This window comes from Scleromatobacter humisilvae, from assembly GCF_023231945.1.
GTDB classification, from domain to species: Bacteria; Pseudomonadota; Gammaproteobacteria; order Burkholderiales; family Burkholderiaceae_C; genus Scleromatobacter; species Scleromatobacter humisilvae.
Map to the genome: position 1 here is coordinate 131,544 of NZ_JAJLJH010000004.1, position 20,937 is coordinate 152,480.

Genomic DNA, 20,937 nt, shown 5'->3' on the forward strand with positions numbered 1-20,937 from the left:
AGAAGGGAGCGTCCCAGGCCGGCGGCGCGTCTGCATCGCGACGTGACGGCGCTTCTCAACGCGAGAATCGTCAGCGCGACCTCTTTGATGAGAGGGTCGGCGCTGGGCGTCCGGTGGCGCGTCTCATGTCGATCGAGAACGAACGCTGGATGAGCATCCGGAAGGCGGCCGATGCCGTGATGCATCAAACGGTTGCGGCTGGACTCCAGAGGTGCGGCATCGCTTATCGCATCACGGAACACGGCGTCGAGATTGCCGCCTACTCGCGCGAGCACATCCTGCGCTTCAGCGACGGCTACAAGTCGGTGCAGCGTGCGCTGGAGGTCAAAGGGCTCAACATGGGCACGGCTTCCGGCCGCGCCAAGGAGGTGGCCAACCTCGATTCGCGCAGCGAGACCAAGCGAGTCGTTCCGCTCCAGGCCGTCCAGAAGATGTGGCTTGCTCGCGCCCAAGCCGCCGGGGTCCCCGTCTTCGCGCCTGGCGATGCCAGGCTCGCCCAACGTGCTTTGCGCCAGGCCCCTATGACGCCCAAGCAGGCCATCGCCGCAGTGCTCGACCAGGTTCAGCTCAACGAAAAGCGGATTCACGGCGACTTCGCGCTCGTGCGCGAGGCCATCAAATGCTCTGGATATGCAACGCCTCACCAAGAGATTTCTCGCGAAGTCATTCGCCAGCTCCAAATCGGTGAGCTTGTTCACACGGAGCGCGGGATTCTTCGCCAAAACGACGCAACGCAGGTGGCCAAGCACAGCCAGGCGCAAGTCTTTTTTGAGCGGCGAGCAGGTCTGGCCGCGGACATGAGCCAACCCGGGAGCTCCAGCCTTGCCACACCCACCTTGTCCAGCCGGCTTGGGGCTGCGCAACGCGCGGCCCTTCTTTCCGCGTTGGGGAATGGACACGGCATCGTGTCTCTGAGCTCGGCAGAAGCAGTCGGTGGCCTGGCTGCAACGCTTGTGGAAACTGCGGACGAACGAGGCCTGCGTACTGTTCTTGTCTCGTCCGACACATCCGATGCTGGCGGCGTCTCGTTTGGCGCTGGCGTTGCCGCATCTGGCTCCCTCGACGCTGGCACCCTGGTCGTCATCACCGATGGCAGCGAACACGCCGAGTCGGCCGCTGTCATTCGCGCAGCCGCACAGCGTGCTGGCGCGGTGTGCATCGAGCTCGAGCTCAAGGCTGTCGTCGTGAAGACGATGCAGCCCGCGGTGCCGGAGCCAGTAGGGAGCCAGGCGAACAACCAAGTTCAGGTGAGCAAGCTTGCGCAGCTGGCGTCGCTCGTTCGCCGCCACGGAGCCTCCTTGCGAGAGGCCGTCTCCGTGCAGCGCCACGGCGACATCGAGTCCGAAACTCAACAAAGAACCCAGAAGCTGTGATGGGGGCCGAACGGTAGGCCCTAGCCAACGAAGCCACTATGTGCTATAATAGGCACACAAAGCGCTGCGTTGCAGAAATCACCAACCCGAAAGGAGCTCCATGAAGTCAACCGAAGTCGCGCTCAACACAGGCAAAGGCCTGGCGGCGCCGGCGCAGAAAGTCAAACCGGCCGCAAACGACGGCCTGTCCGACTACCTGTACAAGCAGCTGCGAGGCTACGGCCACGTCATCGAGAGGCGCCTCAACGACTCGCGCGCTCATGTCACCCAGTTGACGGCGGAGGTCGTCGCCTCGCACGAGAGCCAGCGAAAACGCTGGAAAATCATTGCGTTCGCGGTGCCCATCGCCGGCATTCTTGTGCTCGCCAGCGCCAAGAATGGGGTCGATGCCTGGCAGGCGCGCACTGCGCGTCTCGAGGCCGAGGCCAACATGGAAGTGATTCGCAAGGAGCAGGAAGTGCGCGCGGCTGATGCCAAGGCCTACGCCGACGCCCAAGCGACCGCCGACCAGAAGCTTCTGGCGTTCGTCACCGGGGTCGACGCGCTCCCCCTCGACAAGACCTACGCCGGCGCGTCCGACATGCCGACGCCGGCTGCCGTGAACGGCATCAAGCAGGCCGTGACTGCCATCCTCGCCGGCCAGCCCAGCGATTACGCCAAGGTGGTCGACAACGTCGGCCCGTGGCCGGCGCCCATCGTCGCGAAGCGACTGACCGACAAGAGCTACCTGGTCGGCGTCGCGGTTCGTGATGGCGAGGCCCGCAAGGTGCTCGTCCTTTACGCCCAGCGCGGTCAGCCCGGTCAAGACGACGTCATCGCAGGCCTGCGAATTCCCGCTGCCGGTGTTCCGGAGCGGCAGTTCACTGCACCCGCCGGTACGTTCAATACGGGTGACTTCGACTTCATTCTGCGCGGCCAGCTGCGTGAGCAGTTCGTCCGCTCGTTCATGCCGGCGCCGGCTGCGGCCGCCTCGGCGTCGACCAACTAACCCAAGGAGGACGCACAACATGCATCAAGACTCCCCTCTGGGCCGTCTCTTCGGGTCGGCCTCCAAACTCCCCTTGGTGGGCAAGCTTTTCGGCGCCGGCTCAGCGATGAAGGGTGTCGTCGGCTTCGTGCTGGCCTTGGCTGCCCTGCCTTTCGTCGGCTTCGGCCCGCTCATCTTCTGGGGCCTCTTCAAGACGGCCGAACGCGCCTCCTACGTCGCGGCGGCTGGCTCCTTCGAGGCTGAGAAGCAGCGCTTGCCATTCGGCCTCATCATCACCGTGGTCATCGGCCTCGTCCTCGGCATCCACTCGTTGTTGCCCGAGTCCGCTGCGGCGCCGGCGCCGGTACATGCCATGCATGCGGCTAGCCATGACTTGAGCTGGATGAATGCCAACGTCGCTGCTGTCCCGGTCGGGAAGAGTGGCTTCCTTGGCACCGGCGACGTGTCTGGCATGCCGCATTTCCTGGTGTACGCCCAAATCATCGCAGGCAAGCTATTCGGCAGCTCGCTGAGTGCCGGTGCCATGCTGGTGGCCATCGCCTTCGTGCTTGCCATTGGCGGCTACTTGCTCTACCTGCTCACGAAGCCGTACATGTCCGGCGACCCGGCTACGTTCGCTCGCGATGCGCAGGGCCTGTACCAGCTGAGCCGTGCGAATCGCTTGGGCAGCATCAGCCGCCGTGCGCTCGCGGTTGTCGACGATGTGCTCGCTGCCTACGTGGTCAAGTGCCAACCCGCAGACCACGAGAGGCTCAACAGCCGCGGCGCCCTGATGACCCGACTCGTTGACGTCATGTTCAAGGACGACCCCGACGAGCTGCTGAAGGGAAACATCGAGGCTTCCGCGAAGAGGGACTATCCGCCCGAAAAGTACCCGATGCTGTTCAAGCGGATGCCGGTCGACCTGGTGCGTTCGCTGGTCATCTATGGCCACACCATCACGCACGAACCCCTGAGCGTGCGCGCCCGACTGTACGTCACTCGCGAGCACGTTACGAAGGCCTATGAGTCCTCCATCAGTACGGCGATGCCGAGCGAGGGCGCGGTCTCGGTGGCGGGCTACTTCCTGGCCGCGGCGGCTTTCTTCGGCGTCGCGAACCTGCTTGCTGGCCTGCTTGGCATTGGCTGGTTCATGACGGTGATGTGCCTTCCCATCGCCGGGGCCTCGGCGTTCGCGACGTGGAAGTGGCACCAAGTCAACTCGGTTCAACGCATCGCCTCCGCCGCCCTGCGTCCATGCAACATCGCGCCCGTCATCAACCGCATCATCAATTCCCAGGCCGCGCAGATGGAACTGGAATACACGCGTGACGCGGTGGGGCCGTACCAGTATGACTACGACCTCATCGAGGACGCGCGGGCCCAGTGGAGCAAGCAGCTGGAGATTGCTTCGTACGATGGCTTCAAGCTCATGAACTTCGGTACCTCGCGGGGTACCGGCCAGTACCGTGGCTCCATCTACGCCTACATCCAGGGCCAGGTCATCGTGGCATCTTCGCACGACGTGTGCCGCGGCGGTGTCTTCTGGGACGGCCCCACCGGCAGCGGCAAGACGTTCACGCACCTGGTGCCCTATATGGCGCAGTTCATGAACGCCGAGGCGATGTTCTTCAAGGGCCTGGATGAGCTCGAAGACGAGTTCGTCGCCTCGCCGACCAGCACGGCGACCAGCCAAACTTCCAACGACGAGTTCGTCGCGGCCTGACCCATTTCAAGAAAGGAATCAACATGTCGATGCAAGAACTCAAGGAAGGTGTCGCGGCCGCGCAAGGACTCAAGGACCTTGTCAAGGAACGTGCCGCAGTCGCTGCAAAGACTCGTGTCGCGCTGGGTGTTTTCCCGCCGCGCTTCAAGGGCGGCCAGACCACCCAGACGTTGTCGATGTTTGTCATCGACGGCAAGGCTGTGGCCTGGGAAGACGCCGTGAAGCTCGCCATCGCGCGTGGCTGGAAGTGGCGCATCATCGGCGTCGAAGATGGCGAATACGGAGTGGACCTTTGCGACGGCAAGGGGCCGGCTGCCATCGTCGCGATGATTTCGGACGCGCAAGAGCAAATGGACGGCGGCGGCCAGGAGTCGAACCCCATCTTCAAGAAGATGGCGCTCGAAATCATCCGCGCGGTCTTCAACCTGCTGCGCTGCTACGAGCTGACGCCCGATGGCAAGGCCGAAGTCGCGCGTCGCAAGGAGCGCCTGTACAGCTTCGCGCACGTCCAGGACGTGGCGCAGTCCGTGCTGGAGGCGGACGGTCGCCTGTTCAAGATTGTCGACGCCATCAACCGCGCGGCCGTCAACCCGATTGCCGGCAAGGCCATCGCCAAGCTGGTCACCAGCGACCTGTGGTCGGACATCAAGTTCCTGCGTAAAGACCTGCCGAACCGGCCGGCCGACACGGTCACGAGTTTCCTGCTGAATGTCCACAAGATGCTGTCCGGCACCGTCAGCGACCCCGTCATCCGCAAGCGCTTCGGCGCCGCCGGCGGGAACATGCTGGAAATCGACGACATCTGGGACGACAAGACCGTCACGTGTTTCCGCCTGTCGTTCCAGACCGACATCGGCGATACCGCAAAGCTCATCGGCATCATGACGCTGGCCAGCATCTTCGCCCGCGGTGGCGTCCGCCAGCTGGTGCAGAAGGACATCGGCGACGTCGCCAAGCTGGCCTTCGTCATCGACGAGATGCAGGAAATCGTGGTGTCCGGTTACTGGGGCCTGGCAAATGTGACGGCGATGTCCCGGAGCTGGGGTTTCTCCTTCGCCTGCGCAACCCAAGGTGTCAAGGGCATCATCAAGCGCATCGGTGACGACGCGACCTGGCAGCTCATCAACAACCTGCGCACGAAAATCTTCACGCAGACCGAGGCCAAGGAAGACCAGGACATCATCATCCGTCTCGGCGGCGAAGCGTGGCGCTCGTTGTCGACGGCCCGCGGCGAGTTCGAGAACTACCACCAGCGGCTTCGCATCGAGCGCGGGCACATGGACGAATCCATCCGGCCGCTGCCCGTCGACTCTGTCGACTACACGCTGTCGACGAGCGACGTTTTCGGCGCTCCGCAACGCGTCGAGGCGCGTTCCCACGAGGTCGTTCGCCTGGACAAGCACGGCATGATGGGCGACCTGCAGGAACTCGCGCACGCGTCGAAGTTCGTCTCGCAAGCCGACGCTCAAGCCGGCCGCGACATGGCCGCAGAGGCGTCTGCCGAGTACCAGGCCAAGCGCATCGAGCTCGAAATGCGCAACCGCCAGGAAGACCAACTCCGTACGTACTACGGCGGCTGGGAGAAGAAGCCTCTCTACACCATCAACGACGTATCGTCGCTGGGGATGGGTCAGGCCATCGTCTTCATCAATCGCGCGGGTGTCCTTCGCACCGACAAGGTCGACGTCAACCCCGACCTGGCCAAGATGCCTGTCGACCGCGACATCATCATCGACGTCCAGGCGCGCGAAGTCGGCAACGTGCCGATGGAGCAGATTGCCCAAGCCTCTTCGACCGCCGTCCTGGCGAATCGTGCGCAGGCCAAGCAACCCGTCGCCCGCTGAGTCGCCTGAACCACATCATCTAGAAAGGAATCCACCATGACTACCACCGCACAATCCGCCTCCGCCTCCGCCTCCGCCTCCGCCTCCGCCTCTGCCTCCGCTACCTCGGACGACAGCTACGCCGTCCGCAAGGTATGCGAGCTCGAGGCCGCCATGATTGCGGAATTCGACAGTCCCGAAGTCCAGGAGACGCTACGCTACGCCCGCGAGAACTACGTCGCCGAGTCCATGGCCATCAACCTGGCTGCGTCCGAGCGCCTGGCCCAGAATCAGCAGCAGACCATCAAGCACTGACGCGCTCCTGCAACTTCTCGACTCCAAGGGGACCTTCGGACCCTTCTCAATGGTTGAACGATTGCCGTTCATTCCTAGATGTGCGACAATAGGCGCACCGTAAGATATGGAGGATTCATGCTTCGCACAGTCATCAGAACCGCAACGAATTCGTTTGCCACGGAGCAAGAACTGAGCTTCGTTTCGCGTCGTGAGCTGCCGCCGGACATGCGTCTTGGCTGCCGCGAATCCATCCTGAAGCAAATGGGTGACGACCCGTTCCTGGTGAACCTTGGGCTGGACGAGCCGGTCTCTGTCACTCAGGACAACTTCATCGAAGGCCAGGTCGAGCAGGCTGTCTGCCTCATCGCCTACTCCGACGCCGAGTACGACCAGTTGTTCTTCGTCTACCGCTCCTGTGTTGATGGCATCGGCCTGGCCGCGGTGATGGGCGCCTCTTACGACATCAGCCGGTGCATCGACGGCTACCTCGAAGACGACCGCTACATGGAGTTGAGCTGGGATGCTCGCTCCAAGATGCGACGTCAGATGTTCCCGCTTCCGGACTTCGCCACCCTCTACGTCGACGATGGCGTCAACGGTGAAATCGCTGGTGCGCACATTGAAGGCCGGCTCGTGTCTGTCGGCAAGATGGACGTGAAGGAACTCGAATTCGACCGTGTGCCTCAACTCGCGCGCGACCTCAGCGAGGTCACTGCACGCTCTGCGCGCGTTGAGAAGTTGACGCAGTTGACGATGCCGGCCGAGCTATTCGCCGGCCTGGCCGCCTGATAGGAACGAGGAAGACACCATGCGTATCGACGCACACGAGAACGCCGACAAAGTCCGACTCCGTCGCGAACCTGGCGGCGCACTGCGCAGCAACTTCAAGCCGTCGTCCGGCCAGTACGCGCTCAACGGCAAGAGCCGGGAGGCCTACATTTCCGGCCTGGAACGCCAGCGCGATCAGCTCTTCTCGACTGGCGACAAAGATGGTGCCAAGCGGTATGCCATCCAAGCCGAATTCGAGCGCGCCTCACAGGTGGCCGACAACCATCAGCGCCTGGCCGACGCGTCCAAGGTGCAAGCTTTCAATGACGACCACGAACGCCGCGCACAGGAGGCGCGCGCGCAGATGACTCAAACCCAGCTCAAGATGGCCGAGCTGGACAAGCGGACGCACTCCGAATGGGAATCGACCGCGCAGATTCGCACCGACCACTACTTCACCGAGGCGGAGCTGCGGAACGCCGAGGAGCGCAAGCTGGCTGAGCAATTGTCCGCGGAGCGCAACAAGGAGGACTACCAAGCTCGAGTCGAAGCCCGTGAGCAGAATTACCGCGAACGCATCGCGCCCGAGCACCAGAAAGACTACGACTCGCTCGTCGACGACGTCCGCCGGCGCTTTGCGAACACCCATGGCAAGGACCCCGACACCTACGCAATGTCCGACCGTGAGCGAGAGCTCTCGCACAAGTTCATCGTCGACCAAGGCTACGGGCAAGACATGCGCTCGCAGGAAAACCGGATTCACGAAGTCAATTCTCAGGAGTCGCAGCCGTCTCAGCACGACGCGCCTCGTCTCGACCCGAAACGGTTCATTGCAGAAACTGACCGTGCGGCCGACGAAAGCCCGCGCAATGACCAGTACCTCCGCCAGCCCGCCTCTGACGAGCAAGCGCAGCGCCGTGAGCTTGTTGAATCGGAGCTCCTTCGCGAAGCGGGCTACAAGGTCGAGCGCCACGCTGACCACATCGCTTACAGCAGGGACGATGCGGAGAAGCCCGCCGTTCGCGACTACGGGCATCGCATTTCGGCCGACCCGAAGCAGATGCAGAGCGAAGAAGCACGCCGCGATGTCATCAGCATGGTTGCTGAGCGCTTTCCGAATGGTTTCGAGATTCGCACAGCCCACGAGGAGCGCAAGCAGGAGTACGCTCGTGAGGCGGTTCGCCAGGGCCTCGGCGACAGGGTAAAGAACCCTGAGCTGCTCGAATTCATCAAGGACTACAAGCAGCAGTACGCCGAAGAACAGCGGGCTCAGCGCAACGACCAGCCGCAGCGCGAGGCAAACGCCCAGGCGGAGGCTCGGGCTGAGCGCCAGGCGGAAGCACCTGGTGAGCGGCCAATTCAGGCCGAAGGTCCGGTGCAAGAGCGCGCCCAGGTGCCGGAGATGCCCCAGCGCGATGCGGGCCGTCTGGAACGCCGTGAACAACAGCGTCAGGATGCACAGCTGAAGCTTGACGTTCTCAGCAACCAGTCGAACCTGACCGACACGCAGAGCGAAGCCTTCCGCGCTGGCCTGGATGCATCGCGCGGGACGAACGACCCGCAGCTGCGCCGCGAACAGGAAATGGAAGCCCACCGCCAGGCTGACGACGGCCTCAAGGCGAACGAGCAGCTGGCGCGGCGCGCTGAGCAGCCGCGGTCAGAGCCTGCGCGTGAGGCGCCCCAGGAGGCACCGGCGCAACGCAATGACCAGCCCGAGGTCGACTGGGGCCAGCATGCGTCCGACCCCACGGACTGGCAGGTTCGTGAAATGCAGCGCGAGCGCGCCCTTCAGGAGCAAGCCGCCGCACAAAGCATCAACAACCCGATGCTCGGCCCGACGCCGCTTCCGCCGACGCAGCCGCCTGACCGCGCCGAAGAAGTTCAGGAGCATGCTGGGCAAGAGGAGGTTCAGTCTGAGGCCCAGGGCGAGACCGAATCGGAAACGGAAAGCGAGGTCGAGCGTGAAGAGGAAGCGGAGGGCGCCGAAGGCCACGGCGAGCTAGACCTCTCGCACCTTCCTGAGGACATGCGCGAACAAGTGCGTGAACAGGTGCGTGAGTCCATGGAACGCGAGGCGCAGCTGGCCGCTCAACTCGAGGCGCAGCGTCAGGAGCAAGAGACCCAGCGCCAATCGAACTTCCAATCGCAATGAGCAAGGTCACTTCTGCACTCGAGGCCGTCCCCGCGCTGGCGGCCGACAAGCTCAAACGCATTTGCGTCCATGTCTCTCAGCAGCATCTGGCTGACGCCAAACGTCTCAGCAAGGTGCTGCTCTCTTCGGAGGGCAAGAAGCTCACGACGTCGGCTGTCCTGCGCTTAGCGCAGGACAAGGGGCTCGAGTTCCTCCTGCAAGGACTGAACGAAGGCGCGCATTGACTTATTGACGCCAATGTGCTACAATAGGCATACGATGAATTTAAAGGAGAACGACCGAATGAACCGAACCGCGAAACTCCGCGCAGTTCGCTGTGTGGTCGCCGCGCTGTCGGTGGCCATCGGCGGCGTCGCATCAGCCCAAGTCTGCTGCAAGAAGCCTGCCGACACCACGGCGGCCGCGCCCGCGCCCTCTCCGGCTCCTGCTGCAGTCCCCGCGCCCACCACGGCAACCTCGTCGGCGTCGGCTGCCTCGACGCCCCCGAAGCCTGCCGCATCCACTGCGAAGACCTCGAGGCCTGCCCAGAAGCCCTTCGCGGCCGCCAAGCCTGCGCCGAAGTTCGCGTCGGCCCAAAGCCTGGTGCTCATTCAATCGATGACCAGCGCACTGGGAGGTGCCAAGCAATGATGTCCCGCACCCTCATCCTCGCTGCTTCGATTTCGACTCTCCTGCTGGCCGGCTGCGACACGACCGCCCTGCAGCGCCAAGCGCAGAGCGCCGTTACGTCCGTGCAGGCTGCCGTCACGCCTAGGGAGGTGATGACCTACAAGGCCTATGCCGATGCAGCGCGCCCCGTGCTCGACGCGACCAACGGCGTGATGAAGCACGCCGGCTACGCACCTCGCGTGGAGGTCGGCAACGTCACCTTCCGCGACTCCATCGGCCGCCGCTACGACTCGCCGCTGATTGCCAAGACGTTCCGGTTCGCGGTTCCCCAAGACGCCGTCGACGCCGAGTCGAAGGAGCTGCAGCCGATGTTCGCTGCCCTGGGTGCGCGACTGGTCGAGTGGAACGCCGTCGAGGCGCTCGAGCTCATCGCGGTGTCCTCCGACAACGAGGGTGCGGACTACCTGGTCACGCAGATGCACAAGGCGGCGCCGGGCCTCAAGGTTACGAAGCAAGTGGGCCCCCTCGCCTCGGCCGGCTATTCCGGCATCGAGATGCGGATGGTCAACACCAACCTGAATCGTCAACTCGCAGCTTCGACCACGGCCTCGGCCGCCAAGTGACCGTCTACATCAACTGAACAAGGAGATTTCGTTTGAACCTCAACCTCAACAAGCGCCACACCGCCCTGCTGGCGGCGATGATGTTTTCGGCAGCTCCCCTCGTGGGTTGCGGCGGGAGCGACGACGTCGTGCAGCCGGTCGCGCCGAAGGCCTCGGTATCGGCGGTGTCCTTCAAGGACATGCCCGCCGACGCCGGTTCCATCCAGTCCGTCACGGTGACCAACACGGACTCGACGGCCAAGGCATTCAACGTTGCCGTGACGTCGACTTCGCAGACCGGGGCCTTCCACGTCATCGACAACAGCTGCGCGAGTTCGGTTCCGGCCGGCCAGACGTGCGCCATCAGCGTGGTCTTCTTCCCGGCCGCAACGCTCACCAGCTACAGCGCCAACCTGGCGATTTCTCCCCTGGACGAGCCCACCGCGGTAACCACCGTCGCTCTGACCGGCAACACCACGTCCGAAGCGCAGCCCATCCAGACCTGCGCTGCTGGCCTGGTCTACGTCAGCTCGTGGGGCGTCTGCCTCATTGCCGGCTGACTTCTGCTCCCGAGCTCCCGAATCAATCCTCATCATCAAAGGAGAACCACATGAAACAAATCGCCCTCGCCTCCCTCATCGCTGCCAGCCTGCTCGGTCTTTCCGGTGGCGCCAGCGCCACCGACCTGTCTGGCGCCGGCTTCACGTCGGCCCAACTGCGCAGTGGCCTGGACGTGTTCGAAGGGACCCTGACCAATCTGCTGGCCGCAACGGAGAACAAGGCCGAAGGCGGCAGCAACCTGGGCACCGGCATTGGCGCGGTAGCTGGCGGCATCGCCGGCAATGCGGTAGGCCCCAAGAGCAACGGCGCCGCAAGGGCGCTGACCACGATCTTCGGCGCCGTCGCCGGCGGCCTGGTCGGGCACGCTGTGACCAGCGCAGGCCAGACCGCGGTGTGCACCCAGACGTTCGTCGTGCGCTTCGAGCGCCCCGTCGTGGACCACGGCGTTCAGAAGGAGGAGATGGCTTACGCGCAGGAATGCCCGCCGCTCGACAAAAACGGCCAGCCGCTCTACAGCTACGTCATCGGGCAGAAGGTGCAAGTGCTGATTGCCAAGCTCGACCGCACGGCCCGCGTGGTGCCCGCACAGTAAACGCACGCGCGCCGGCAGCTGGTCCGCCACCAGCGTACAGAAATGGAGGGCCTATCCCATGAAGTTCAAACAGCTTGCCGCACTCGCCGCGGCCACCGTCCTGGCGCTCGGGGCGTCCGTGTCGATGGCGGACACGTCTACGGGCAATTTCGACGTTTCCGGCACCTTCACGGCGTCGTGCAGTTTCACCGCACCGTCGTTCGCGCTGGGCAGCGTCGACCTGAGCACGTACATCTACAACCCTGGCGGCCCGTTCGAGCACCTTCGCATCCCGGTGGTCGTGAACGTCACCTGCAACGCCAGCACGGTTCCCTGGACCATCTTCAACTCGAGCGGCCAGTCCATGACCGACGTCCTGACCATCGGCAGCGATACGTCGAACACGATGTGCCTGGCCAATGACGCGTCGACGACGAGCATCGCCGTATGCCCCGATGCGACCGCAACTGGCACCAACATCATCGGCGGAGCGGGCACGAAGGCCCGGAACGCCTTGCTGCTGGTGCACAGCAACAGCCCGACGGTCAAGGCTTTCCGCGGCAACGGCGCCCTGAGCGGAACACTGCCCCTGACGCTGGCGTTTTGATGGTGATGGGCTTCGCACGCCGCATTCTGCTCGCGGGCGCCATCTCGGCGGCCACCAGTGCGAATGCCATCTCGCTTTCGCCGGTCAAGCTCGACCTGCCGGCAGGCCAGAGGGCAGTCGCATTGGGCGTCACAAACGACTCGATGTCCCCGCGTACCTACGACGTGCGAATCCTCAAGTGGGTGAGCACTTCCGGTGACGGCACGTTCGATTCGACCAGCGCGGTCATCACTGCGCGACCTGTCATCAATATTCCGCCGGGTCAAACGGCGACGATTCGCGTTGCGGTACTTCAGCGCAGCGCGGCGCCCGCGGACTACTACCGCGTCTTCGTCGAAGATATCACTCCGGTGTCGCAGGCTTCGGAGTCGGTACGCATGCGCTACTCCCTGCCGATGCAGGTCATGAACTCGCGCCTCGCCAAGGGAAGTCTGCAGCGCGTTGACGGTGCCCTCATCAACTCCGGCACCGCGGCCGTCTTTGTCGCCGGCGTCAAGAAGGACGGAACCTCCGACGTGTTCCGGTACCTGCTTCCTGGTGAGCGCTGGGAGACGAAATTCCTGCCAGAAGACCTCGACTGGACTTCCGGAATTCAATGACGGGTTGGGTTCGCGCTCTCCGGCCGCGATGCATTGCCGCGGCGGCGGCCCTGTCCTGCGGCTTTGCCGCGGCTACTCCGCTGCCGGTGCGAATCGTGCTTGAGAACGTCGGCGTCGCGACGCCGACGGGGTCGCGGCCGGCATTGATTGACCTGGTGGTTGATGCGTCCGGCGACAGCTACCTGGCGTCGCTCGCAGAGCTGCGTGGCCTTTCCCGTGTTCGCTGGAACCTGGTGGGTTCCGAGGCTGGCCAAGTCCGCCTGGCCGACCTTGGCGTCGTTCGATATGACGAGCTCTCCGGCGAGCTGCACGTGACCGTCCGCTCCGAGCTCCTGCAACCTCAAGTGGTCGGAATGGGTTCCATCCAGACGGTCATCCCGGACTCAGCGCCGGCGAGTGCCGCATTCATTGACTACGACCTGCAGACTCAGATTCTCAACAACCGCACTCAGTGCGGACTCCTGCTCAACGGCGTTGAGTACATCGGACTCAATCGCATCGAGCTCTCAGGCTCCACCGGCGACAGTCAAGGTACTCGTCTGTACCAGGCCCACCTCGTGCGCGAGAGCCTCGAGGATTCAAGCCTCCTCGAGGCCGGCTCGGTCGTCGGCATGGCAGGCGCTCGCGGCAACCCCGCTGCCATGGTCGGCATCGGCATGCGCCGAGACCAAAGCGTCACGCCCGGCTTCATCACGGGCCCGCAGCTGCGCGTAAATGGCGTTTCCTCTGGCCAGTCGACTGTCGACGTTCTCATCGACAACCAACGGGTCTCCTCCGCCCAGGTCAGCGCCGGGTCATTCAGCGTCGTCGCCCAGCCAATCGCGGAGGCTGGCGTCGCCCAGGTCGTAGTTCGCGACGAGCTTGGTCAGCAGCAGGTTGTAAGCGCGCAGCTGTTCAGCAATCCAATGTTGCTCGAGGTCGGCCAGTCGGAATACGGGGCTTGGGTCGGTGGACTCAACACTGAGAATTTGAAGTCGCAAGGTAGCGCTGCCATTGGCTACTACCGGCGTGGACTGACACGGTGGCTCACCGCGGAGACAAGCTACGAAGGCTCCTTGGCCACCGAGGTGGCGCCTGCGATTTCGCGCTTGGCGTTCAGCGCCGACGTCGCGACGATGGCCGGCGACCTGAGCGTTGACGTTCGAGGCCTCGGCGGTGCTGGCCAGGTGTCGATGACGTACTCAGCCGTCCACCGTGTCGGGGCGTGGACGGTCAACGCCGGTGGACAGGCCACTCACTCGGACGCCGGCTACTACAACGTGGGCGGCGGACTGGTTCAGCGCTACAACTACTCCGGGACTCTGGGTGCAAGTGCCTACGGCGGCTCGAGCTACGTCACGATGGCGCAGTCTCCGGCCGGAAAGCTGAAGCAGGTTGGCGGGTCCTACCGCCTCGACGCCATCGGCGCGACCTTGTCTCTCTCGGTTTCGCGGTTTGAGTCCGGGACTCAGAAGTCCAACTCGGCCTTCCTCGGGCTCTCGATTCCATTCGGCGGCGGGGTCAGCGGCAACTTCACGACTCGCTCGAGTTCCGATGGCATCGTCAAGCGCGTCGCCATCAACGGTGCCATCGACCGGAACGTCTACGGCGGACTCTCCACCGAGGGAGTCCACGGTTTCGACCGGACTCAAGCTGATTTGACGGCCACCATGGGCCCCACGCGGCTGCTCGCCAACGTGGCGCAAGTCAACGGACAGCCTCTGGCTGCGCAGGCCTTCCTTCGTGGCAGCGTCGTACTCCATCGTGGTGGCGTGGCATTCGTGCCGACCCAATACTCTGATGGTGGCTTCGCGCTGGTCGACCTTGGCGCACCGGGCGTCGTCGTCCGCAACTCCTTCGGCGCCAATGCAACGACCGATGCCGCGGGGTACGCGGTGGTGCCGATGCCGTCGCTGCGCAGCGTACAGCTGAGAATCGACCCTGATACCGCTCCTGACGGGCTCGACCTGAGCCCTGTACCGGCCGTCGCGTATCGCAAGGGCGCCTTCGAGTTCAGGCGCCGAGCCGTGCACGGCCAGTTCGTGCAAGTCGCGGGTCACACGACCGGAACCCTCGTGGTTGATGGCGTCGAGTACCCCGTAACCGACCGTGGTGCATGGGTCGAGTTGGCTTCCGGGCACTACGTTGGCCAAGCTGGTGGCGTGAGCGTCGACTTCACCGCTTTTTAACGCCTACTTATGTACTACAATACCCACACCTTTATTCAGAGCACGAAGCCAGACACCATGCAGCAAAACAACTCGGGCCAAGGAATTGGCCGCAGCCGCGCGGAGTACAAGACTGGCGAGCGTTCCGAAAAGGTCAAGCGCCTCAGCACTCGTGCGCCGACGCTCGTTGCGGCTTACATCAACCAAGTTGCGGCGACGGCGTCCTATGGGTATCGCTCAAAGGTGCAGATGCTGAGCATTTTGATGCACCGCTTTCTCGAGGACCGCCCCTGGGACAAGGAGCTGCACGGAAAGCATGCATTTCCATGGCATGGCAGCCGGGCGAAGAGCGAGGGGATTATTGACTTCCACATCGAGCTGCAGCCGGTGGTTGTCAATGGACGCACCGTCAGTGGAGCGACCGCTCGAACGAAGGTGGAGAAGGTTGCGACTGCCGAGGGCGTGAGCGGCGCGACCTTCGCGCTGACGTTTCTCTGGTGGGTCACCACGGTTGTCCATCCCGCGAAAGAGGCTGACCTTGCCGCTGCATTGAAAGCCCTGCCGCGTCCGGAAGTGGACGCGCGCTTCAAGGGCTTCGGCGCGCAGGCCGACTGACTAGTCAGAGCGTCGACTAGCCTGCGACAGGCAGGTCGTACTGCTGTCGCCATGCGCCATCGCGATGGCGGCTTCGATGGTATTCGAGCATGTCGACGTCCATCGGGCCGGCGCTCTCAACCCACGCGCTCTCAAGCTCCGCCAGTTGCTCGGGCAATCTACTCTTCGAAGCCAGAAGGAGTGCTTGATGTTCGTGCTGCGTAGCGTTCATTGGCGTGTTCGTCGAGTGGATAAAATATAGTATACGCATCTGGTATGCCTGTGTCCACCTCCACTTTCTCCGTCGAAGCTTCGTCCGCCAAATACGTCACGAAGTCTTGTGCGTTTCCGCCTAGCCTTGAAGCCTGCATGCGTGTACGCATCCCTCTCCCGAACGACGGCGCTACCATCGGGACGCGACACGCATAATGCGCGCCGATGACCCGGGCATGCAATGACAACGGCTTGGCCACTGGGTAACGCCCAGTCATCTCCAACAGACTCCGAAGAGCCTTCCGCCGACGACGGAACGGGGGCATGGTGGGGATTGCCGTTGCACGAGCGCGTGTACTCGGGGATGCCGCCAAGCCACGAGGCGGCAATTGGCGCGGCGCTCAGTGAAGTAGGAGCTGATTTTTGGGCTCTACAAGCCAATGAACGCATGTATTTCCACTGCGCGCTCGCTGGCCAGGAAGCTTGTGGCGAAATCTCGCTGCCGTCAGAACACCCACTGATTGTCTTGGCCGGAGCCACAAGGCTGCCATATCAAGAACATGGCGCTGACGACTTTGACCGCCCTCCTGGCGAGCAATGGTTCGAGCTACTACCAGACATCAGATTGTTCGCCGGCTCAGGCCGTCCCGTTCGCTTCCAGCTCTCATCAACTGAGGGCGTGCATGCTGCGCTGCTTCATCTCTCGTGTGGACGCTATCTTGACGAGCTTCCTGCGCGCTTGCGCACAAAGCACTTTGCGATGGAGCTGCTGCCGCTCTACTACGGCGTGGAAAGCATTGATGCCATTCCGTCCAGCGAGGTTGTTGCATGCGCTCGCGAAATCATGATGAGGGTTCATGTGGACGAGAGCCTTGCCGGCGCGCCTTTTCAGTCGCTGAGTGAGACCGCGGCACCTCCGAGGCGCCGGCGCATGGGAGCCTAGTTCGGCTCGTCCATCTTCCACGTCAATCGTCGCCAGTGTCGTCGTTTGCAGCATCGACGCTCCAACTTCCCTCTCTGAACTCGTCTTCAACCCCACGAGTGGCAGCTTCTTTGGCTACCGTCTCCCGCCACGAAGCCAAGAACGCTGCCCTTTTGCCTTCGAGGAGTCGGCTTAGTAGCGTCTCGGAATCAGGCTGGCCAGACTTCATCTACACCAAGATTCCGGTGAAGCGTTCTCTGACCCATGGGTCTCGGAGCGGATTCCCGGAATCCGAGCGCATACTTTCGGACTCTTGCGAAGCAGACCGTGCATTACGAGGAGCATCTAATGCTCGCGCCAACTCGACCGGCGGCGGTCGCATGGCGATGAATTCAGTGCCGATGGGCATGATTTCAGCGGGGCTGGCCATGAATTCATAGGGAATGCTCCTGAAATCATCGTTCAGTCGGGTGCTCGCTCCCGATGACGGTGCTCCTGTAAGTCATCACGTATGCACCAAAATGGCTCCCGTAACACATCACGTGAAGCCGTTGGGGGCAATGCTTCAGCCGCTGTGGCGCAGGAAAATCAACAACTAAGAGCGCCTCCCCTCGTTTCCGGCGCCTTCAGTTCGAAGCGCGTCTGGCCTCCTGTAACTCATCACGTATGAGCGCTGGCAGCGGGCCTAGCAGGCGCTCAGCGACGGCTCGGTTGTTTTCAAACTCTTCGTAGATGGTCTTTGCGTGGTCCTGGACTGTGCGTTCCGAGATGTCCAGTTCGTCGGCGACTTCGAGGTGCTTGTAGCCCCTCGCGAGGCGCAGAGCGACGTTGAGCTGCGCCGGGGTCAGTCGCAGGAGTTCATAGCGCTTCCCATCGACACCGCGCACCGGCTCGCCTACCTGAAGTTGCCATTCAAAGAGTCCAGCCCTGGCAAGGTAGCTCGCCGTCTCGGCTTCGAGCGGAGTGAAGGGCGTCGCCGTCGGGCCGTTCAACCGGTAAAGCGTCAGCCAGGCTAAGCCGAACCGGGAGTCGATGCCCGACAGCAGCAGGTGTGTCACGCCGAAATCAGCAAGAAACTTTCCAACGCGAGAGCCTATGCTCCGCTCGCCCTTCCCAGGGTAAGTCGTGGCCACGTTAATGGCCAGGACGCTCGTAGCGTTGCAAGAGAACAGCTGAGCTGCGACGTCGTCGTGGGACACTGCCTTGTAGCAAGTCACGAAGTCTTGAGGCAGCCCGACGCACTCGCAGCGCACGGCCTCGATGGAACCGTCTAGGTTTCGCTGCCCCAGTCCGAGCACGTACGCGTCGAACTGGATGTGCTCGCGAAGTTTCTCGAGCAGCTTCTCCGCGGCCGAGCTTTCCTCCGCCGTCAGTGGGATTGCATTCTCAAGCTGTTCGAACTCGTCGGGAATTTCAGACATCGTGGTTCCTCCACACCGTGGGTGAGCGCGCATGGCTCCGTTGCGGGATTTCCCGTCTGATACAGGCATCGAAACGACAGAAGGTGCAACGCAGATGACAGAGACGGCAGGCCGCGACTCGTCGCAACCGAGGCCTAGCCGGTGATGTTTACCTCATGCGCGACGCGAGTCCATCCCCGATTTCGCCAGCGTCTTGCGATGTGTTCATCAAGGAGTTTTCTCATGTTCAAGTTCAAGACCCTCTTCCCGCTCGTCGCGCTCGCGTTGGGCGTTCTCGCAGCCTCGGCGGCGTACGCGCAGCAGAGCTACCGGATGACGTTCCAGTGCCGGACTGACTGGCCCATCGCCTACATCTCGCTCTTCCGCGGCGGGTCGATGACCAACGCGAGCTTGTCGCCCGGGCAGAGGTGGGAGGTGAGCGGGGTTCGCCGAGGTGACACCTACTGCATGGAGCCGGCGTACTTCAATCCGACGAACTGCAAGCACTGGCCCGTGGAACCGTACCTGCATAACTGACCGAACTCGAAGCCGCCTCCGGGCGGCCTTTTTCCGCGCCGAAAGCGCAGATGGTGGAAGCAGCCACTGCAGGCTATGCTGACATCATGTGCAATCTGTACTCCGAGCCGGCTGCGAACGCCTTCGAAGACTACATCCGGAGGCACCGAGGGCAGGTGCCCCTGCCGGGGTGGCCACTGCCGCCTACAGCAAAGCCTACGGTGGGCCCGTTCGACACTGGCGTCTTCCTGACAGCGACCGCCGATGGCGAGCTCATCGCGCACGCAGGCCAGTGGGGCATGATTCGCGCAGGGCAGCGCGAGCGCATCGAATACAAGGAGCGCCCGTCCAAGAAGCCGGGGGGCAAGCCCGTGCGCGAGCCTATGCTGAAGAACAACGCCCGCATCGAGACGGTCGCGAAGTCGCCGGCTTTCAAGGACGCGTGGAACAACGGCCGCCGGTGTCTCATCCCTGCGCTGTGGCTCCAGGAGCCGAATTGGCAGACGGGGAGGTGCGTGTGGTGGCAACTGCGGCGCGCTGACGCGCAGCCGTGGATGATTGCCGGCATTTGGTCGGAGTGGACTGACGGGGACTCAGGCCAGCTCGTGCCGAACTACGCGATGCTCACATTCAACGTGAACCACCACCCGCTGCTCAGCCGCCTGCACCGGCCCGAGGTCGACCGGGTGACCAAACGCCCGCTGCCGTTTGAACAGCAAGACAAGCGGGGCGAGGCGCACATCGAGCCTGAGGACTGGATGACTTGGCTGCGCGGTGACATCAGCGAGGCTCATCCGTTGCTCGTCGCAGCGCCGAATGAGTTTTACGACCAGGGCGACGCCGTGCGGACGGATGAGATGCTGGCCATCATCTCTCGCGAAAGCCAAAGCGACCTAGACGTCTAGCGTCTCAGGCGCCGCCGGCGTTTCTCGCGCAGCGACTTCCAGATGATGGCTTGCACGACGCCGGTCCTGTCTTGGAGCAACATGAAGACGACTCCGTAGGCGGTCGGCGGCTGATGCCTGAGCGTGACGATGCCGTCGTAGCGCACAAGGCGGCCATTGGCAGCTGCTGGAGTTCCGCGGAGGTCCATAAACGGCGCCGGGCCAGATTTGGCGGCAGCAAGGTCGTGGGGTGAGTTCTGAGCGTCAGGCCGTCGTCGCGTAGTCGTGCACAACGTCCTTGCCATCCGGTTCCCGCGGGAACTGTCGGAATGCTTCTTTGACCGGCGCATCGCGCTGCAGCGTCGCCTACTGCAAACATATAAATGTTGCTTGAGCCCAAGCTGTATTTGGGGTATCTAGGCGAGGAATTAGCCAACTTTCTAGGGGGTTGCTCAACCCCCCTGCACTCCTTAGCCTCGCATTGGCCGCGTTCAAACCTAAGGAGAAAAGCAATGAGCCGAATCATATTCGCAGCCCTTTTGGCACTGGGCGCTCAGAGCACATGTGCCGCACTTTCATTTATGTCAGAGGGCTCAGAATGCGATGGCGCGCTCAAAACACTATCAACAATCTCTTCATCTTCTCAAGCAGACAGCCTTCGACTCGGGCTCTCAATTACTCGGGAGACGTGGAGCAAGATGCAACAGAACTTCAAAGGCGACGTGACGATTCCCATCGGGGATATACCCGTATCCATTGGTAGTAATTACGACGCAGTCCAAGAAGCACAAACTTTAATGCGCTATAAATATTCCCTTGCTGATGACTTTAGTCAGCAAGCGATGTACGTCAATCAACGGATTGATGAAAGTGCATACACAGCGTATCGTGACTGTATAACCAAAGACAAGAGAGGCGTATTTATCCTATTAAAGAGTGTGGAGGGCGACACAATTCACGGGACATGGTACTTTAACTCAAGTTTAGATGATGTGGTAATTCGCAAGGCCGTCTTGCATTTTGGGGACAATGCAAAAAACGCGACTGATGCGCCGGTGACGTGGCCGGAGGTGCACGCTACTGGGCAGAGCGACTTTACACTCATAAGAACTAAGCCGGGCAATATCAATGTAACGATTGAATTGCAGGGGACGGGAGGGAGTAAATACAAGGAGACGGCTGCGCTTCGGCCAATTGTAGAGCCCCCGAAACTCCGGACTGCAACATATGCTTATGCGACCCCAGTCGTACAGGATACCGAATTCAACGCCCGCTATACAAGGACCATTGGCGTAGTCCATATGTGCGTGAATCCGACCCATGACAAGGGCAGAATAATTAGCTTGAAGACTGAAATAACAAGGTACGAGACAACCGCATCGGTTCTGGGCCTTGAGACGGTTAGCGGCGTATATGACCCTGTTTCTCCCAGCGCCAAAACTGTCTGTGGAGATGTTGGCTGCAGAGGTTATACATATTCGGACGGCAGCGCTCAAGTGTCTAATTGTTCAGGTCACGGGAAGGCAACCTCGGTCGAACAATATATTTCGGCGTGGACAGATGTTAAATAGCGTAGCAAACGATTCTCGTGCGAAGGCCATTGGCG

General features: G+C 62.4%; 21 protein-coding genes. 19 read left to right on the plus strand and 2 right to left on the minus strand.

Features of this window, described 5'->3' with window-relative positions; genetic code table 11:
* The first annotated feature begins 125 nt into the window (after window positions 1-125).
* From LPC04_RS16415 to LPC04_RS16450, 8 genes are all read left to right on the plus strand, one after another.
* The gene (locus tag LPC04_RS16415; RefSeq protein WP_275683335.1) at window positions 126-1,373 is read left to right on the plus strand and encodes a relaxase domain-containing protein; all 1,248 of its coding nucleotides are present in this window, start codon (window positions 126-128) and stop codon (window positions 1,371-1,373) included.
* Between the two features lie 100 nt (window positions 1,374-1,473).
* A complete protein-coding gene (locus LPC04_RS16420; RefSeq protein ID WP_275683336.1) occupies window positions 1,474-2,361 on the plus strand; it encodes a hypothetical protein in 888 nt (295 codons plus the stop codon).
* A gap of 19 nt (window positions 2,362-2,380) precedes the next feature.
* A complete protein-coding gene (locus LPC04_RS16425) occupies window positions 2,381-4,066 on the plus strand; it encodes a hypothetical protein (protein WP_275683337.1) in 1,686 nt (561 codons plus the stop codon).
* 23 nt (window positions 4,067-4,089) lie between these two features.
* Window positions 4,090-5,910: a TraM recognition domain-containing protein gene (locus tag LPC04_RS16430; RefSeq protein ID WP_275683338.1), complete on the plus strand. Its 1,821-nt coding sequence runs from the start codon at window positions 4,090-4,092 to the stop codon at window positions 5,908-5,910.
* 36 nt (window positions 5,911-5,946) lie between these two features.
* Window positions 5,947-6,204: a hypothetical protein gene (locus LPC04_RS16435; RefSeq protein WP_275683339.1), complete on the plus strand. Its 258-nt coding sequence runs from the start codon at window positions 5,947-5,949 to the stop codon at window positions 6,202-6,204.
* Between the two features lie 117 nt (window positions 6,205-6,321).
* Window positions 6,322-6,975 (plus strand): hypothetical protein, encoded by a 654-nt coding sequence (locus tag LPC04_RS16440; RefSeq protein WP_275683340.1) that lies wholly within the window; start codon window positions 6,322-6,324, stop codon window positions 6,973-6,975.
* 19 nt (window positions 6,976-6,994) lie between these two features.
* Complete coding sequence (locus LPC04_RS16445) at window positions 6,995-9,106, plus strand: hypothetical protein (protein WP_275683341.1); 2,112 nt, start codon at window positions 6,995-6,997, stop codon at window positions 9,104-9,106.
* A complete protein-coding gene (locus tag LPC04_RS16450) occupies window positions 9,103-9,330 on the plus strand; it encodes a hypothetical protein (RefSeq protein WP_275683342.1) in 228 nt (75 codons plus the stop codon). The genes LPC04_RS16445 and LPC04_RS16450 overlap by 4 nt, the downstream gene beginning before the upstream one ends.
* Before the next feature lie 18 nt (window positions 9,331-9,348).
* Here LPC04_RS16450 and LPC04_RS16455 read toward each other — a convergent pair whose 3' ends face one another.
* Window positions 9,349-9,696: a hypothetical protein gene (locus LPC04_RS16455; RefSeq protein WP_275683343.1), complete on the minus strand. Its 348-nt coding sequence runs from the start codon at window positions 9,694-9,696 to the stop codon at window positions 9,349-9,351.
* Between the two features lie 36 nt (window positions 9,697-9,732).
* Between LPC04_RS16455 and LPC04_RS16460 the strand changes: the two genes are divergently transcribed.
* From LPC04_RS16460 to LPC04_RS16495, 8 genes are all read left to right on the plus strand, one after another.
* On the plus strand, window positions 9,733-10,338 hold the full coding sequence (locus tag LPC04_RS16460; protein ID WP_275683344.1) for a hypothetical protein: 606 nt from the start codon (window positions 9,733-9,735) through the stop codon (window positions 10,336-10,338).
* A gap of 32 nt (window positions 10,339-10,370) precedes the next feature.
* Window positions 10,371-10,877 carry a hypothetical protein gene (locus LPC04_RS16465; protein ID WP_275683345.1) on the plus strand — a complete coding sequence of 169 codons (507 nt, stop codon included), beginning with the start codon at window positions 10,371-10,373 and terminating at the stop codon, window positions 10,875-10,877.
* Between the two features lie 50 nt (window positions 10,878-10,927).
* Window positions 10,928-11,470: a glycine zipper 2TM domain-containing protein gene (locus LPC04_RS16470; RefSeq protein ID WP_275683346.1), complete on the plus strand. Its 543-nt coding sequence runs from the start codon at window positions 10,928-10,930 to the stop codon at window positions 11,468-11,470.
* 58 nt (window positions 11,471-11,528) lie between these two features.
* Entirely contained in the window at window positions 11,529-12,056 is a 528-nt protein-coding gene (locus tag LPC04_RS16475; protein WP_275683347.1) for a hypothetical protein, read from the plus strand.
* Complete coding sequence (locus tag LPC04_RS16480; RefSeq protein ID WP_275683348.1) at window positions 12,056-12,655, plus strand: fimbrial biogenesis chaperone; 600 nt, start codon at window positions 12,056-12,058, stop codon at window positions 12,653-12,655. Before LPC04_RS16475 ends, LPC04_RS16480 begins: the two co-directional genes overlap by 1 nt.
* A gap of 95 nt (window positions 12,656-12,750) precedes the next feature.
* Window positions 12,751-14,823 carry a fimbria/pilus outer membrane usher protein gene (locus LPC04_RS16485; protein ID WP_275683349.1) on the plus strand — a complete coding sequence of 691 codons (2,073 nt, stop codon included), beginning with the start codon at window positions 12,751-12,753 and terminating at the stop codon, window positions 14,821-14,823.
* A 9-nt stretch (window positions 14,824-14,832) separates the two neighbouring features.
* Window positions 14,833-15,417, plus strand: coding sequence for a hypothetical protein (locus tag LPC04_RS16490; RefSeq protein WP_275683350.1), 585 nt, complete (start codon window positions 14,833-14,835; stop codon window positions 15,415-15,417).
* A 640-nt stretch (window positions 15,418-16,057) separates the two neighbouring features.
* The gene (locus LPC04_RS16495; RefSeq protein ID WP_275683351.1) at window positions 16,058-16,552 is read left to right on the plus strand and encodes a hypothetical protein; all 495 of its coding nucleotides are present in this window, start codon (window positions 16,058-16,060) and stop codon (window positions 16,550-16,552) included.
* 605 nt (window positions 16,553-17,157) lie between these two features.
* Here the strand turns inward: LPC04_RS16495 and LPC04_RS16500 are convergent.
* Window positions 17,158-17,952 (minus strand): LuxR C-terminal-related transcriptional regulator, encoded by a 795-nt coding sequence (locus tag LPC04_RS16500; RefSeq protein WP_275683352.1) that lies wholly within the window; start codon window positions 17,950-17,952, stop codon window positions 17,158-17,160.
* Between the two features lie 222 nt (window positions 17,953-18,174).
* Here LPC04_RS16500 and LPC04_RS16505 point away from each other — a divergent pair, with 222 nt between their 5' ends.
* The 3 genes from LPC04_RS16505 (at window position 18,175) to LPC04_RS16515 (ending at window position 20,902) form a co-directional block, all read left to right on the plus strand.
* A complete protein-coding gene (locus tag LPC04_RS16505; RefSeq protein ID WP_275683353.1) occupies window positions 18,175-18,468 on the plus strand; it encodes a hypothetical protein in 294 nt (97 codons plus the stop codon).
* 200 nt (window positions 18,469-18,668) lie between these two features.
* On the plus strand, window positions 18,669-19,352 hold the full coding sequence (locus tag LPC04_RS16510; protein ID WP_275683354.1) for an SOS response-associated peptidase family protein: 684 nt from the start codon (window positions 18,669-18,671) through the stop codon (window positions 19,350-19,352).
* Window positions 19,353-19,843: 491 nt separating this feature from the next.
* Entirely contained in the window at window positions 19,844-20,902 is a 1,059-nt protein-coding gene (locus LPC04_RS16515) for a hypothetical protein (RefSeq protein WP_275683355.1), read from the plus strand.
* Window positions 20,903-20,937: the final 35 nt, after the last annotated feature.